Source organism: Paenibacillus sp. FSL R10-2796 (genome assembly GCF_037965315.1).
Lineage (GTDB): Bacteria > Bacillota > Bacilli > Paenibacillales > Paenibacillaceae > Paenibacillus_AQ > Paenibacillus_AQ odorifer.
Genome location: NZ_CP150178.1, coordinates 1,298,760 through 1,314,289, shown reverse-complemented (window position 1 = coordinate 1,314,289; position 15,530 = coordinate 1,298,760). Strand labels below are relative to the sequence as shown.

14 protein-coding genes are annotated in these 15,530 nt (G+C 44.4%); 11 read left to right on the top strand and 3 right to left on the bottom strand.

The genetic code is table 11. From position 1 onward, the window contains the following. Positions 1–53 precede the first annotated feature (53 nt). Positions 54–641, bottom strand: a complete 588-nt coding sequence (locus NST58_RS05800) for a histidine phosphatase family protein (RefSeq protein WP_038568983.1) — start codon at positions 639–641, stop codon at positions 54–56. Between the two features lie 234 nt (positions 642–875). On the opposite strand from NST58_RS05800, the gene NST58_RS05795 reads away from it, so the two are divergent. Next, complete coding sequence (locus NST58_RS05795) at positions 876–2,030, top strand: phosphodiester glycosidase family protein (protein WP_076195197.1); 1,155 nt, start codon at positions 876–878, stop codon at positions 2,028–2,030. Positions 2,031–2,036: 6 nt separating this feature from the next. Beyond that, entirely contained in the window at positions 2,037–2,171 is a 135-nt protein-coding gene (locus NST58_RS05790) for a hypothetical protein (protein WP_339246674.1), read from the top strand. Between the two features lie 217 nt (positions 2,172–2,388). Here NST58_RS05790 and NST58_RS05785 read toward each other — a convergent pair whose 3' ends face one another. Next, on the bottom strand, positions 2,389–3,294 hold the full coding sequence (locus NST58_RS05785) for a GNAT family N-acetyltransferase (protein ID WP_076195194.1): 906 nt from the start codon (positions 3,292–3,294) through the stop codon (positions 2,389–2,391). A gap of 1,748 nt (positions 3,295–5,042) precedes the next feature. On the opposite strand from NST58_RS05785, the gene NST58_RS05780 reads away from it, so the two are divergent. The 9 genes from NST58_RS05780 (at position 5,043) to NST58_RS05740 (ending at position 13,931) form a co-directional block, all read left to right on the top strand. Then, on the top strand, positions 5,043–5,741 hold the full coding sequence (locus tag NST58_RS05780) for a response regulator transcription factor (protein ID WP_339246673.1): 699 nt from the start codon (positions 5,043–5,045) through the stop codon (positions 5,739–5,741). Continuing rightward, positions 5,738–6,736: a sensor histidine kinase gene (locus tag NST58_RS05775; RefSeq protein WP_076309217.1), complete on the top strand. Its 999-nt coding sequence runs from the start codon at positions 5,738–5,740 to the stop codon at positions 6,734–6,736. Before NST58_RS05780 ends, NST58_RS05775 begins: the two co-directional genes overlap by 4 nt. A gap of 239 nt (positions 6,737–6,975) precedes the next feature. Further along, positions 6,976–7,746, top strand: a complete 771-nt coding sequence (locus tag NST58_RS05770) for an ABC transporter ATP-binding protein (RefSeq protein ID WP_036679832.1) — start codon at positions 6,976–6,978, stop codon at positions 7,744–7,746. Continuing rightward, the gene (locus NST58_RS05765) at positions 7,721–9,667 is read left to right on the top strand and encodes an ABC transporter permease (protein ID WP_339246670.1); all 1,947 of its coding nucleotides are present in this window, start codon (positions 7,721–7,723) and stop codon (positions 9,665–9,667) included. Before NST58_RS05770 ends, NST58_RS05765 begins: the two co-directional genes overlap by 26 nt. A gap of 147 nt (positions 9,668–9,814) precedes the next feature. Then, the gene (locus NST58_RS05760) at positions 9,815–10,771 is read left to right on the top strand and encodes a YafY family protein (RefSeq protein ID WP_076280460.1); all 957 of its coding nucleotides are present in this window, start codon (positions 9,815–9,817) and stop codon (positions 10,769–10,771) included. Positions 10,772–10,876: 105 nt separating this feature from the next. Further along, a complete protein-coding gene (locus NST58_RS05755) occupies positions 10,877–11,335 on the top strand; it encodes an SRPBCC domain-containing protein (RefSeq protein WP_076303437.1) in 459 nt (152 codons plus the stop codon). Between the two features lie 226 nt (positions 11,336–11,561). Beyond that, a complete protein-coding gene (locus tag NST58_RS05750) occupies positions 11,562–11,816 on the top strand; it encodes a FeoA family protein (RefSeq protein ID WP_036679839.1) in 255 nt (84 codons plus the stop codon). After that, complete coding sequence (locus NST58_RS05745; RefSeq protein WP_076130631.1) at positions 11,813–12,544, top strand: FeoB small GTPase domain-containing protein; 732 nt, start codon at positions 11,813–11,815, stop codon at positions 12,542–12,544. Before NST58_RS05750 ends, NST58_RS05745 begins: the two co-directional genes overlap by 4 nt. Further along, positions 12,522–13,931, top strand: coding sequence for a nucleoside recognition domain-containing protein (locus tag NST58_RS05740; protein ID WP_076220490.1), 1,410 nt, complete (start codon positions 12,522–12,524; stop codon positions 13,929–13,931). Before NST58_RS05745 ends, NST58_RS05740 begins: the two co-directional genes overlap by 23 nt. Before the next feature lie 766 nt (positions 13,932–14,697). Here the strand turns inward: NST58_RS05740 and NST58_RS05735 are convergent. Further along, positions 14,698–15,393, bottom strand: coding sequence for a hypothetical protein (locus tag NST58_RS05735; protein ID WP_076305595.1), 696 nt, complete (start codon positions 15,391–15,393; stop codon positions 14,698–14,700). Positions 15,394–15,530 lie beyond the last annotated feature (137 nt).

Sequence of the window (15,530 nt, the reverse complement as noted above, 5' to 3'; positions counted from 1 at the left end):
TTACTGTACTGCGATACCAATATATAAAAAAGCTCTGAACATTATCTGAACACTTACTCTTTCTCCAAATGCCGCGCACAATTATATAACTCGCAGTTCCAGGAGCCATCCGATTCGGATTTTGTTATTCGCGTAATTGACGTATTGTTCAATAATACTGTGCCGTCCAGTTCTGGAAGTAGTCTTCTAAGGCTACTGCGTAAAATTGCACCATGGCTAACGATCAGAATATGGCTGCCTGGATGTCTCGCCGCAATTTCTTCAATCACTTCGCTGCCTCTGAGCTCGCTGGCTTCTGGAGTTTCCAAACCCAAATCTAACGTCTTCCAATCGGTTCCCCATCGTTCAATCCGCTCTTGCTGCGTAGTTCCTTCAATAAGTCCCGCATACATCTCTCGAATGCCCGGCGCTAAACCCGTGATCTCAAGGCCTAATCTTTCTGCAATAACCTCTGCCGTTTGCCGCGCTCTGAGTAAATCACTTGAATATATGTAATCCCATTGTTCTGTGCTAAGACGTTCAGCCAGTAGTTGTGCCTGTTGCAGGCCTTCAGCATCCAATGAATTATCCGTATGCCCTTGCACTCTGCCTTCTTTATTCCACGCGGTACTTCCATGGCGAATTAAACCTATTGTAGTCATAAGAATCTCCTTTTAGCTATTGAGTCTAGCGGCAGTTGTGATGCTGGTTATGGTGCTAGTTATAGTGCTAATCTCAGTGCAATTTCAGTGCTAATATAAATAATATAATCTATATTCTATCAGATTCACCCTATGAACATTTAAAAATAAAGGTTATCCAAGTTTTTGAACATGAGGTATAATAAACCTTGTCGTTTTTTACAACAGCTACAAGATAAGGAGTAATTGTTTATGATGAAAAAGCTAGGGTCCACTCTGTTTCTTACCTTCTTACTGCTCGTTCCGCTTGTCGCCACTTGCCCATCCACTGTTGGTGCAACACCAGTTCCTAAAAACACCGTCTATGTGGACAAGAATAACCATTCATACATACCACTGCGTCTCTTAAATAGCTTCACTGGTATACAGTCTGTATGGAATCCTAACGAAAAACGTATAAGCATTACGAATGCAGACACCACCATAACGCTTACATTAGGTCAAACCGCTGCGCTCGTCAATGAAAAGTCGGTTACACTAACTGATCTTGCTTTCAGTGATAATGGCACGGTATATATCCCGTTGTCTTTTATCAGCACAACACTTGGCATTCAATTAACTTGGGATAAGGAAGCCTCTTCATTAACCCTTAAGAGTAATGATATTGCAACCACTGTTCCTGTACAGTCCGGCGCACTAATCAAAGCGGATTCTTCACCAGTTGTCAGCGCTAGTAAAACCTTCAAAGTTGGCGGCAGATCCTTCAAAGCCCAGACGGTTACAGTGTCCCTGCTGCATCCTAAGGTGAAACTTGATGTCGTACTGGCTGGAAATACGGTCGGAAAAGTGGAGGACCTAAGCAGTCTGGCTAAACGTAATAATGCCGTAGTTGCGATTAACGGAACATTTTTTGATGCCTATACAAAAGGAGCATACAAAGCTCCATACGGTTACATTGTCAGCGGCGGAAAAATGCTTAAAAATAGCTCCGGGGATCGCCGGACGATTTTTACCTATGACAGCAACCATCTGGCGTCACTGATTCCTGGGCTGGATTTCACAAGCCGCTTCGCTTCCGGCTCCATGGAAGGAGCTCTTCAAGCCGGCCCGCGTCTTCTTGTGAACGGTAAGGTATCCCTTAATGTCGCGGCAGAAGGCTTCAAGGATCCGAAAATCTTAACCGGCGGCGGAGCCCGCAGCGCGCTCGGATTAACACGTGACCATAAGCTCATTCTACTGACCACTGGTGGAGCCACCATCCCACAGCTGGCAGAAATGATGAAGCAAGCTGGAGCGTATCAAGCCATGAATCTGGATGGTGGTGCATCCAGCGGGCTCTACTACAACGGCAAATATCTTACGTCCCCTGGGCGTCAGATCAGCAATGCAATTGTAGTCAAATATCAATAAAATCTCTTGGCCAGACGGCTAGTTGCGAGTGCTGTGCTTCGTGATTTGGCTTGGCTCAGCCACGCTTCGGCTTCGGCTTCGGCTTCGGCTTCGGCTACGGCTACGGCTACGGCTACGGCTACGGCTACTAAGAATACATGATTCTATTGTACAAAGTGCAATCTGAGGCAGTTTGCAGCGCATAATTGCTATAGCGGTATGATTGCTGTGCGACGTATGAGATTACTTTGCAGCATATGATTGCCGAGCTCAAACCCAAAAATCCCCTTGATGACTTACCCATCAAGGGGATTTTTCATAAAACGTTGCCAGTTTAGATACTGCTGACAGATCCAATGTTAGGGGCAGCCGGTGCAACTTAATCTGTGTGACCTGAATATTCCCACACCTGCAACCAAACTTCTGTAGTAAAGCCCAATTTCTCGTAGAAAGGCTGCATCGAACCTACGTAAACTTTACTAGCTCCGAGTTGTTTTAAACGGTTAAATCCTTCGTGTAGAACCGCCCGTCCCAGTCCCAGCTTTCGATAATTAATGGATGTGCCTACAGGCTCCAGAGCACCAATTCTATTGCTGCTGTCCCAAAAAATATTACAAAAGGAAACCACTTCGCCCGCGTCATTCACAACGCTAAGATCGAGCTGCGGATTATAGCTTGGAGCGTTACTCATATTCCCATAATGCAGCAGCGTGAGCTCTGCCTCCGCCGTTTCTGCATAGTCGAAGGCCATGATATGTCCAAGCGCTTTTGCAGTAACCTCGATCTCATCCCCGCTGCATATTCTAAAGCCAGAGGGGAGCTCCACAGGAAATTCCTTATCCAATCGCAAGGAGTTTACGCTTTCCTTACCACCCGTTTGATGATACCCCCTCTTACGAGCAACCTCCGCCGCAGAGGTCATATTCTCCGGTATTGGCACATACAGCTCTACGTAACCACCGTTCTCTTCCTCAGCTTTTTGTTCAGCAAAAGCAAACATTTCTTCAAGTAATTTTTCCGGAGGATTCATCTCAGCACACTGAAAATAGAACCCATCGTCCCTGCACACTACAGCTGCAAGCTCTCCATTGTCATACTCCCATAAGCCCACTTTTTGTTCCCACTGCTCCAGCGTTCCACTTCTCGTCTCCTGAAAAAAAATAACAAATTCCCAGCGGTCTATAAGCCAGGTATTTGGAGTCTTTAGCTTACTATAACTTTGTATAAGAAAATGACGTACCTTTAGCAGATCTTCAGAACGGTAGCTTCTAAAATTAAAGTTCATTTTCCACGCCCCTCTCTTAAATTTCATATTAAGGGGGAAGCAAAATGAAGCATATATCATAATTAGTTATTATTATTTTATACTACCGAATATGATCCGTACGTTCACAAAACAAACATTTCTTGAGTGAAAATTATGAGCTCCTCACATCCGTTAACTGCATTTAGTGCAACTATTCCTCAGAAAGTTACTTAAAAAGATAGTTAGTTGTATTTCGTGCAGTTAAATTTCTGGTTTTCCTTTAATTGCACTAGATTCACCCTTTTTAGTTGCACGAAGTGCAATTAAATGGATTCTAGGGACTATTTACGGAGAAATAAGTGTACAAAGTGCAATTAGAGAAAGTTTTGGAGTGGGCGATCTTCTTCCGGAGGAAATAGTCACTGATCAAGCTTTTTCAAGCGATAATTATGAGCTCCTCACATCCGTTAACTGCATTTAGTGCAACTATTTCCTCAGAATGTTACTTAAAAAAATAGTTAGTTGTATTTCGTGCAGTTAAATTTCTGGTTTTCCTTTAATTCCACTAGATTCACCCTTTATAGTTGCACGAAGTGCAATTAAATGGCTTATAATGACCAACTACGCAGAAATAAGTGTACAAAGTGCAATTAGAGTAAGTTTTGGAGTGGGCGATCTTCTTCCGGAGGAAATAGTCACTGATCAAGCTTTCTCAAGCGATAATTATGAGCTCCACGCATCCGTTAACTGCATTTAGTGCAACTATTCCTCAGAATACTCCTTCAAAAGATAGTTAGTTGTATTTCGTGCAGTTAAATTTCTGGTTTTCCTTTAATTGCACCCAGTTTACCCTTTTTAGTTGCACAGAGAGCAATTAAATGGATTCTAGGGACTATTTACGGAGAAATAAGTGTACAAAGTGCAATTAGAGAAAGTTTTGGAGTGGGCGATCTTCTTCCGGAGGAAATAGTCACTGATCAAGCTTTTTCAAGCGATAATTATGAGCTCCTCACATCCGTTAACTGCATTTAGTGCAACTATTTCCTCAGAATGTTACTTAAAAAAATAGTTAGTTGTATTTCGTGCAGTTAAATTTCTGGTTTTCCTTTAATTGCACCCAGTTTACCCTTTTTAGTTGCACAGAGTGCAATTAAATGGCTTCTAAGGACTATCTACGCAGAAATAAGTGTACAAAGTGCATTTAGAGAAAGCTTTGGAGTGGGCGATCTTCTTCGGGAGGAAATAGTCACTGATCAAGCTTTCTCAAGCGATAATTATGAGCTCCTCACATCCGTTAACTGCATTTAGTGCAACTATTTCCTCAGAATGTTACTTAAAAAAATAGTTAGTTGTATTTCGTGCAGTTAAATTTCCGGTTTTCCTTTAATTGCACCGAATTCACCCTTTTTAGCTGCACGAAGTGCAACTAAACGGCTTCTAGGGACTATCTACGCAGAAATAAGTGTACAAAGTGCAATTAAGTCTGGATAATCCGCTTGAGCGAAATCTGGATTGCTTAGAGCTAGATCAGCTAAAGCTAGATCAGCTAAAGCTAGTTCAGCTAAAGCTAGATCAGCTAGAGCTAGGCCAGCTAGGCTAGATCAGCTAGAGCTAGGCTAGATAAGCTAGAGCTAGATCAGCTAGAGCTAGATCAGCTAGGCTTAGATCAGCCAAATTTCCCTTCGGTAAATCTAGCTAGATTCTTACGTTGACCACGAATAAGAGTACTCTTTTTGCATAATTTTCCTTGTCCATGTTACTGTATAACTGAACAAAGGAGTGAAAATATGGAGACGATTCTAATCATAGAGGACGATGCCAAGCTGGCAAGCTTGCTGAGCACGTACCTATCGAAATATGGGTTCCATACAATTATTGTAGAAGATTTCAACAGGGTACTGGAGACTTTTAATGAAAGCTCGGCTGACCTTATCTTACTGGACGTCAATCTGCCTAAATACGATGGGTTCTACTGGTGCCGCCAGATTCGTACCCTCTCACTCTGCCCGATTCTGTTCATTTCTGCACGGGATAGTGGAATGGATCAGGTGATGGCGCTTGAGAATGGCGGGGACGATTATGTCACTAAGCCTTTTCACTATGAGGTTGTACTTGCCAAAATCCGCAGCCACATACGTAGAGCATACGGTTCATACTCACAGACTCAAGAAGAGCATAAACTCCAATCTGGAGGTTTAATCCTCTATCCTGAACGATATATGATCCAATACGACGGGCACACGAGTGAGCTAACCCAGAAGGAAGCGGTTCTACTGGAAGCTTTACTGCTTAAGGAAGGACGAGTGGTTAACCGGGAGCGTCTGCTCGATCTCATGTGGAAGGATCAGCATTTCATAGATGACAATACATTAAATGTCTACATAACCCGTGTCCGCAAAAAGCTCAAGGATCTCGGTCTTGGCGACATTGTGGAAACCGTAAGAGGCGCTGGCTATCGGCTTAATGTTTCTAAGGATACGCCATGAGGCTTTTTTGGAGAGACCAGATCTCACTGATCCTATTCTATCTGCTTCAGATGCTGCTTATCCCTTTGCTGTATTGGCTGTCTGGTGAGAACAGACCGATCTCTATCATGCTTTATGGAATCGCCTTGAGTACCGTAGTTCTATTGCTATATCTAGGCTACCGATACGTTCAGCACCGGAGATTGTATGCAGCATTAAGCGAACCTATGGACATGCTCCAAAAACATCTTGTTTCCTTAGGAGACACTCCTCTTTCAGAAGCTATCCATGAGTTATTGCAGCTGATTGACCGCCAGTATCAGGAGCAAGTGAATGCGCATGCGCGCCAGATGGATCAACATATCGTATTCATGAATCGCTGGGTTCATCAAATGAAGACCCCGCTCTCTGTAATTCAGCTTACGCTAAAGGATCTTGAAGAGGAGGCTGCCGCAAGTATTCAGGAGGAACTGGAACGTCTGCGCGGAGGGCTGGAGATGGTTATCTACACTTCAAGACTTGACCGATTTGAAAATGATTTTCAAGTTGAACCGTTACTTCTGCGCAAAACCGTTAGTGAGGCGGTAGCCGAAAATCGCAGACTATTCATACGCCGGGGTATAAAAGTAGATGTACAGGTGGATGACAATCTCGCGGTATATAGCGATGCTAAATGGTTAATGTTTATGCTGGCCCAAATCTTAACCAATGCCGTAAACTATACCTCCGGTACTGGCAAGACCGTTACCCTCTCAGCTCAGCGTGTAGGCACCGACACGATTCTGGATATTACCGATCAAGGGATCGGCATTTCTCCTGAGGATCTGAAGCGGGTCTTTAATCCCTACTTTACGGGTGACCGCGGACGACATTATCATGAATCGACAGGGATGGGGCTGTATCTCGTCCGGGAGATTTGCAACAGGCTCGAACACAAGGTGGATATTCAGTCCCGGCTCGGGAAAGGAACCCGTGTGCGACTTATTTTTAGCAACAGTGATCATCTACAGAAATAATATTGAGGGGACTTCGTCGTCATTATTCATGGCTTTGAAGCCTCCTTCTTCTTTATAGGCTACTTATCTCTCAACCCATTCTCCACAAGGAGAAAGGCGAACATAACCTTAACGTCTCTGTAAGGAAACCTTAAGGTAAATCCATAGCAGCTAATCTCTCGATCTTATAAATTATATACATAACCCGTTCCCCGAATAAGGCGGATGAAATCATTTTTGTATTGGAAGGAATGAATGATATGAACGTATTGGAAGTCAAAGGACTTCATAAGGTATACCCCGGCAAAATAGTGACCCAAGCCCTCACCGATATTCATCTTAATATTGAAAAAGGTGAATTTGTCGGAATTATGGGACCGTCTGGTAGCGGTAAAACAACACTGCTCAATATGGTATCCACAATCGACCAGCCGTCCTCTGGCGAAGTGAATATCAATGGCAGCAACCCTTATCTTTTGAATAAAAAAGAGCTCGCTCACTTTCGCCGAAAACAGCTAGGCTTTGTGTTTCAGGACTTCAACCTGCTTGAGACGTTAACCGTCGCCGAAAATATTGTGCTGCCCCTGACTTTGGATAACCGTAAGCTCTCACAGATGGAAATCTTGCTTCAAAGAGTCGCTGAACGCTTAAACATTACCGATATTCTGAGCAAACGCACCTATGAAATTTCAGGGGGACAACGTCAGCGGACCGCAATTGCCCGGGCGATCATCACCTCTCCTTCGATTATATTGGCCGATGAGCCTACGGGTGCGCTTGACTCCAATTCTTCGCGGATGGTGATGGAATCGCTGGAGGATATTAATCACAAAGAAGGCACCACGCTAATGCTCGTAACACATGATCCACTGGCAGCGAGCTACTGCAACCGAATTGTTTTTATAAAAGACGGCAAACTAGCAGCGGAAATTCACCGGGGAGATAACCGTCAGGCCTTCTTCCAAAAGATTATCGACACACTTTCGTTCTGGGGAGGGAATAGTCATGAACTTTCCTCAATTCGCGTTTAATAATGTACGCCGTAATTCGCGCGCTTATTTTGCTTTTTTCTTAAGCAGTGCTTTTATGGTCATGATCTTTTTCTCTTATTCAGTCTTTATTTATCACCCTAGTATTACGAACATCGCGCTGGGTGCGAATTCAGCCTCCGGCATGCAAATTGCTTCTTACATTGTGTTTATCTTTGCGTTCTTTTTCGTACTATATTCGATTAGTGCGTTTCTGAAAATGCGTAATCTGGAGTTCGGCATACTGATGATTTTAGGCGCACGCCCTGGCCAGATCAACAAGCTGATTCTTATAGAAAACATGCTGATCGGACTGCTCTCTATAGTAACAGGTGTGTCTTTCGGCATGCTTTTATCCAAGTTATTCTTGCTGCTAAGCACGACAATTATGGGCATGGAGCCACTACCCTTTTATTGGCCAATGAAGGCGTTAATGATTACTTCTATCTCTTTCATTTCATTATTTCTAGTCATTTCGATCTTCACATTATTGTTCATTCGTAAACATCAAGTTCTTGAACTGCTTAAGGGAAATGTTAAACCTAAAAAAGAACCCCGTGTCTCCTTGTTGTTCTCGCTCTTTGGGCTTCTACTGTTGACCGTCGGCGCTCTCGCGATTCGGAAGCAATTGTCCCCGTCCTCACTGTTAGTCGCCGCTGTCACAGGTATCGCTGGAACCTACTTTTTCTACTCTCAGTTATCTGTATTGGGCATTCGCCTACTAAAACTAAGACGCAAACAGTTGTGGCGCGGGACCAATCTGCTGTGGATTTCCGAGATGAGTTATAAGATTAAAGACAATGCAAGAATGCTGTTCCTTGTAACTGTGGTTACCTCGCTTGCCTGCATGGCTTCGGGAATTCTTTTATCGATTAATCAAGCGAACTCAGACCTCTATAAAAAATCCCCATTCGCTGTGAGTTATACGATTTATGATCCGAAGGATGAAGCACCAGATTTAGAGCCCATTCACACTAAATTAAAGAATGCTAAAGTCGAGTATACAGAGAATAAAGTAGATCTAATCTCTGCTTCCATTCAAGGAATCGATAAGGAAATAATACTTGGAATTGATCTGATCTCCCGCTCACAGTTCAATCAACTGGGCTTACAGATGGATGTATCCGAGGTTGGACCCTTGTCTGAAAAAGAAGCTGTATTACTGCTGAACCCACATATGGATTCACAGAATTATGCTGCTAATCGAGCGATTCATTTGAAGGTTCAAAAAGATGAGGAACTGATGTTAAAAGAATTACGAACACCAAAGGTGCATCCAGTAGATCCAATGGCCACCTCACTTCTAATCGTAGATGACAACTTATATCATAAGATTTCTAATTCAACAGAGAAGTACACGAGACCTTATGTGAAATATCTATACAAAATCCCTGCATGGGACGGTCCTACACCTAATGACAGCTCAGCTGAAGCTGTTGTCACCAGAGACCTTATCCAATGGAATAAAGCCGCTAACAAGGCTAACCATCAATACAGCTCTATACTGGGATCGCGAGCAGACAGCTATCTATCTACCAAACAAGGGGCCGCCATGCTTAGCTTTATAGGGATTTTTATCGCACTGATCTTCTCGCTTTCATCAGCCAGCTTTCTCTTTTTTAAGCTTCATACTGAGCTCAATACAGATAAGCAAATGTATAATGCTTTGTCCAAAATCGGTTTAAGTACTAAAGAAATGTCAGCTTCTGCTACCAAACAGATTTCTGTGCTTTTCTATATTCCGATTATTATTGCCACCATTCAGACCCTTGTCGTGATACGCCCGATACTGAAACAGATTAATATCACAAATGTAACTGTGCCCGTGCTTACTACATCTGCTGTATTTCTGGTTGTGCAAACTATCTATTTCCTTATTGCGAGATCACGGTACATTCATAGTCTCAAGAAAATAATGGTGTAACACCATGTTGAAAAGAATCGTAACCCTGGATGTACTTCGCGGCTTGGAACTTATGGCAGCACCAAAAGGTTCTCTAGCTGATCAATAGGCAATTTGCTATAGTTAGTAAACTATTACTAATTAATGAGGCAAGGAGGTTCCTGATTTATGTCCAAGGCTGATCACATGTTATCCATTCTCTGGATGCTCAAGCAACGGGGAAGAACCGCCGGGGAACTAGCAGAAGCGCTAGAGATCAGTGTCCGCTCTGTCTATCGTTACATCGACGCGTTATGCATCAGTGGCGTACCCATTATCGCGGATAGTGGACCTGGTGGTGGCTATAGCCTTCCGGAGCATTTTTCCGAGGTCCCGTTATTCTTTGACTCCGACGAACAACGTTCCCTCCTGCAAGCCGCCTCCTTTGCGCGGGGAACTGGATATCCTTATGTAGAAGCTCTAGATCAAGCAATCGCCAAACTGAAACGGTACAGCAATGCGCAGCAATTAGAACAGATGGAGCGTCATGAGAGCGGGATAGAAACCATCCACTCCCCTGCTGCGCCGCTTCCCCACCTACTGCAAGAGCTTGAATTAGCGACGGCGAACGGACATACCCTCCAGATGGAATATCGGAAGGGAAACGGGGAGACGATTTCTTCCCGCGCTATTGATCCTTATGGACTTGTCCTGTGGAAAGGGCAATGGTACACCGTTGCTTATTGCCATCAGAGGCAAGAAATTCGGTCTTTCCGAGTCGATAGAATAACTGAACTGCACCGCACAGAAGCTCTGTTTGCCCGTCCTGCTGACTTCTCTGCACGTGATTTTTTGTTAAAAAGCTTGCTGCCCACACCAAATACTCCAGAGAAACTCATAGCAGTAGTCATCGCCGCCGATGAAGGAATCCTGAACGATCTATGCAGTCATTGGCTGTTTGGACATGCGCTGGTGCAGCGCATTGACGGACAAGCCCGTTTTCAAGTCGATGAGACCTCCTTACTGACTTATGCGCCTTACTTCTTGTTGCCTTATGGATCAACACTACGAATCCTAGAGCCTTTAGCTCTGAAACAAAAGCTGTCCGCTATAGCTACCGATCTGGCAGCTTATTATAAAACTTAAAATGATTATTTTAGGATCACTGACCGTAGTTGTCAGTGATCCTTTTGTATAGTGTAAATAAGTCTAAGGGAATAAATGATTGTACAAACCAAGGAGGAATAAGGAATGAAAGAACTTCACTATGAATTTTATATTGGCGGAACACCTGAGCAGGTATGGGAGACTTTGATCTCTCCCGAAGGTACTAAACAGATTTACTACGGGAGCGTAATCCAATCCACTTTTAAAGAAGGTGAATTGCTGGAATATGTTGGTCCCGGTGCAGATGGCGATGAAACGATACATGTATATGGGACTCTGCTGGAGTTCACTCCACAAAAAGCGTTTCGTTTCACGCATAAGGTCGGCCCCTCCTATCATAAGGGTACAGAAAGATATGAATCGCGTATATCTTGGCTGCTTGAACCGGTGGGTGGAACTACTAAGCTTACGCTTATCCACGATGAATGGCATCCTGATGATCCTTCATATGCTGGCAGTATCAACGCCTGGTGGCAGGTTCTGAGTAATATTAAAACCTTGGTCGAGACCGGACGTAGACTTGATTTTGGCAGCTGGTCGTAATTTTTATGTTAATTAGGAATTAAGCTCAACCCTGCGGAAAAGTGCGTACAAGCCCTCTTTCGTCAGGGGCTTTTTTTGCTTAATTTTATTTTGCCTAAGGGAAACATTCTTGTTGCAGGGACAAAGTTGTTGCCATATACTAATGTTGTGCCAGACTACAAGAAATGTTCTAATACACAAAATAAAAACCATAGGCGGTAAAAATATAAATGAAAGAAGGGATCTCATGACTGGAACAACTATTCCTTTATCAGAGGCTGCAAAGGGTAGCACGCTGCGCATCAGCGACATTGAAGTTCAAGGTGTGCTTAGAAGAAGATTACTGGACCTCGGGTTCGTAGTCGGGAATATCGTAGAGGTGTTGCGGCGTAGTCCATTAGGAGATCCTATAGCTTTTCGGGTAAGCAATACGACCATTGCATTGCGTAGAGAAGAAAGTTCTTTAATATTCGGAGAATTAATTGGAGGTGTAGAAGCATGAGTCAGTTCACCGTCGCTTTTGCAGGCAATCCTAACACCGGAAAAAGCACACTATTCAACCTGCTAACCGGCATGCGACAGCATACTGGAAACTGGGCAGGTAAAACCGTCATTACTGCCGAAGGCGAATTCAAACACAATAACCATTCATACCTCGCGGTAGATTTACCAGGAACGTACTCCCTATACTCAAATTCCGCGGATGAAGAAGCGGCTAGAGATTATATTATTTTTGAACAGCCAGACGTGACACTTGTAGTGCTTGACGCTACTTCGCTGGAACGTAATCTCAATCTTGCCTTGCAAGTACTGGAGATTACCGGACGGGCGGTTGTCTGCATCAACCTCATTGATGAAGCACGTAAGCTGGGCATCGACATCAACCTGAAGAGTATTTCCAAACGTCTCGGCGTACCCGTCGTTGCGATATCGGCGCGCAATAAAATAGGGATCGATGCCTTATTGGATCAAGTGGAGCGAGTGGCTACAGGCTCATTCACAGCGCAGCCGCTGCGGATTAGTTACAACGAAGAGATCGAACGGGGAATTGCCGAGCTTACACCATTGGTAGAGCAAACCATCGGTACCAAATATCCTGCTCGCTGGATTGCACTGCGCTTATTGGACGGTGATGACAGCCTGCTTACTTCACTTAAAGAGCATATGAAAAGCAAGGATTTACCCGAAGCAAAGGAGGTCATCGGCCATGGAGTCACTGCCTATCACTAAGGGATCTGACGCTCTAGATTCCCTATTGTCCACCGCAAAAAAGCTCGCTGACGGCGGAGCCATTCGGGATGAGATTGTCAGTGGTATATATGGCGTATCCGCAGGCATCTGCGGAGATGCAGTTACTTATCGGGATAAGAAGAAACTGAACAGCACTTATAAGCTGGATAATATCGTGACCTCCAAAATTTGGGGTTTTCCCATCATGCTCGCCATTCTCGGTGTCGTATTCTGGATTACGATTGCCGGGGCTAACTACCCTTCTAGCTGGCTCGCTTCCTTCTTTGGCTTCATCGAAGGATATCTGACAGCGGGATTTGAGGCTCTCCATGCCCCAGCTTGGCTGCACGGCGTGCTTGTGCTTGGCTTGTATCGAGGCACCTCATGGGTAATCAGTGTCATGCTGCCACCGATGATGATCTTTTTCCCCGTATTCGCTCTGCTTGAGAATTTCGGGTATCTGCCACGCGTTGCTTTTAACATGGACCGACTGTTCAAAAAATCAGGTGGTCATGGCAAGCAAGCTTTAACCATGTCCATGGGCTTCGGCTGTAACGCGGCCGCTATCCTCTCCACACGAATCATCGAATCGCCGCGTGAACGAATGCTGGCTATACTGACCAACAATTTTGTCCCTTGCAACGGCCGCTGGCCCACGCTGATTTTATTGTCTTCCTTATTTATGGCAGGAGCCGCTACGACAGGCGCGCTTCGTACATTCACCACTGCCTCCGTCCTAATGGGAATGGTTCTAATCGGCATCATTGTTACCTTAACCGTTTCCTGGGTCATGTCCAAAACTGCGCTGCGTGGGGTTCCCACACATTACACACTGGAGCTTCCTCCCTACCGCCGTCCACAAATCTGGAAGACCATACTTATTTCCTCCAAAGATAAGTCCCTTAACGTACTTACTCGGGCTATCGTCGTTGCTGCCCCTGCCGGGATTATCACTTGGATTCTAGGCAATCTGTTTATTGGCGGCGATTCTGTACTGAATCATATGGCTGCATTCTTTGATCCGTTCGCACATTTGCTTGGCATGGATGGCTTTATCATCATGGCCTTTATTCTTGGACTTCCTGCGAATGAAATCGTATTGCCTATCCTGCTTATGGGCTATATGTCCTCAGGCGCTATGGTTGATATCGACAGCTTAGGCAGTATCAAAGATGTCTTTCTCTCACATGGCTGGACCTGGCTGACCGCACTCAACATGATGCTGTTCTCCCTGCTCCACTATCCTTGTGGTACGACACTCGTGAACATTTACAAGGAAACAAAAAGCATGAAGTGGGCCGTTCTCTCAGCAGTCATTCCGCTGGGTATCGCCATCGGAGTAACCTTTGCTGTCGCTCAGCTTGCCCGGTTATTTGGGTGGGTGTGACGAGGGTGAGGTAGGCTTGCGATCTAAACTCAACTGACTTCAACTGACTTCAACTGATTTCTACTTACATCGCAAAAATTCATCATTAACTCACTAAATTCACCTTAATCACATCACCCAAATTAACCTTGCTACACGGAATTCACCTTACTTTACCTTACAATCTAAAGTTCAACTTGCTTCACAAAATTCTGCCCTCCTTGAACTGATATTTAAGGAGATTCTCCCTCAAATTCGACTTTATAGGCGCGCGTTAAACTTTTTGCGGAATTTCTCCCTGATAATCGATCTTTATAAGCACACATTGGACTTTTTGCGGAATTTCTCCCTAATAATTAGCCAATTATAGGCAAAAAGGGCAATTTCCGCAGAATTTTAGGGAGGAATTCCCCAATTATCGCTAATAATGAGTAAAACACGATAAAATCAGGGAGGATTTCCCTAATTATTGATTCTAGATGATTCCGAGCTACACTTGAGCACCAGCACTAGACCTGCATCGCCCTTCCACACATACCAACTCTAGACCGCCGCCCTTCAGCACACACCAGCATTAGCATCAGTACCTTTTTCGCCCACCAACATACTCCACCACTGGTCCACCAACACAGCCCAACACTAGTTACTCAAGGTCATCTCAAACAAATAAGCGGTCGCTCGGATGTTTATCCCGAGCGACTGCTTATTTTATCACAACCCCTTATATATTCTTACGTCCTAACTTGATCCCACCATTACATTACATGACGTGACTCTACAGTTAGAGTCATTTTTTGCGCGTTCCATCATTTCTACGACGGTATAGAACAGCCCCAGCTATAGCTACTAGAACGATAATTATTCCACTAATCCCCACATTAACAAGTGGAAAGGAATCACTGTCCCCAGCCGGGTTCCCCGTTTGATCAGGCTCATTACTCCCAGCTTCTGACTCCGGTGAATTATTCGGGGTTACCTCCGGAGAAGCGGTAGGCGTTGTAGGCGAAATACCCGGTCCCAGCTCTTTTAGATCCACTGAGTCAGCGGTTAGCCGCTTAGTTCGACTGCATAAACTAGCCTCCAGATTACCAGAGTCTCCGCCGTCTCTAGCATAAGCATAGACAATGTAACTTTCCCCTTCCACAAATTCAAAGCCGCAGCTTGCAGAAGATAAAGCCGTAGTTAATGTAACTTGATTCCCCTTGACCCCTTTCCAGCTGGAATCCACCTCAAAGGTTATCTTTACTGGATCAGCAGAAGAAATTATGTTCCCCTGTGACGGCTCCTTCATATCCACTACTTTCCCGACAAAAACAGCTGTACTTTTCTCAAGAGCTTCCAGTGGCTCCGCAGGCATAACACAGGAACAGGCGTAAGTGACCGAGGGCCGTACCGTCAGCAAAGCCGTAAATATTAATAGGACACCTAGAAATATCATCATTGGACTTCGGAAATTGATCTTTCGGAAATTGATCTTTCGCACTTTGATAACCCCCTTCTTTACCTTACAGACGGAGCAAATGTGGAAAGTGTTACAGGAATTCCCAAACAAGTGATACAAGTTTATCCGGTAGCAACTCCTCTAATCCTCTTCTTTAATTACCCTAATCTTCTTTAACT

Excerpts from the sequence above, each read along its gene's own strand:
- NST58_RS05800 (WP_038568983.1), bottom strand. The coding sequence starts at position 641 with ATGACTACAATAGGTTTAATTCGCCATGGAAGTACCGCGTGGAATAAA.
- NST58_RS05795 (WP_076195197.1), top strand. The coding sequence starts at position 876 with ATGAAAAAGCTAGGGTCCACTCTGTTTCTTACCTTCTTACTGCTCGTT.
- NST58_RS05785 (WP_076195194.1), bottom strand. The coding sequence starts at position 3,294 with ATGAACTTTAATTTTAGAAGCTACCGTTCTGAAGATCTGCTAAAGGTA.
- NST58_RS05780 (WP_339246673.1), top strand. The coding sequence starts at position 5,043 with ATGGAGACGATTCTAATCATAGAGGACGATGCCAAGCTGGCAAGCTTG.
- NST58_RS05775 (WP_076309217.1), top strand. The coding sequence starts at position 5,738 with ATGAGGCTTTTTTGGAGAGACCAGATCTCACTGATCCTATTCTATCTG.
- NST58_RS05770 (WP_036679832.1), top strand. The coding sequence starts at position 6,976 with ATGAACGTATTGGAAGTCAAAGGACTTCATAAGGTATACCCCGGCAAA.
- NST58_RS05765 (WP_339246670.1), top strand. The coding sequence starts at position 7,721 with ATGAACTTTCCTCAATTCGCGTTTAATAATGTACGCCGTAATTCGCGC.
- NST58_RS05760 (WP_076280460.1), top strand. The coding sequence starts at position 9,815 with ATGTCCAAGGCTGATCACATGTTATCCATTCTCTGGATGCTCAAGCAA.
- NST58_RS05755 (WP_076303437.1), top strand. The coding sequence starts at position 10,877 with ATGAAAGAACTTCACTATGAATTTTATATTGGCGGAACACCTGAGCAG.
- NST58_RS05750 (WP_036679839.1), top strand. The coding sequence starts at position 11,562 with ATGACTGGAACAACTATTCCTTTATCAGAGGCTGCAAAGGGTAGCACG.
- NST58_RS05745 (WP_076130631.1), top strand. The coding sequence starts at position 11,813 with ATGAGTCAGTTCACCGTCGCTTTTGCAGGCAATCCTAACACCGGAAAA.
- NST58_RS05740 (WP_076220490.1), top strand. The coding sequence starts at position 12,522 with ATGGAGTCACTGCCTATCACTAAGGGATCTGACGCTCTAGATTCCCTA.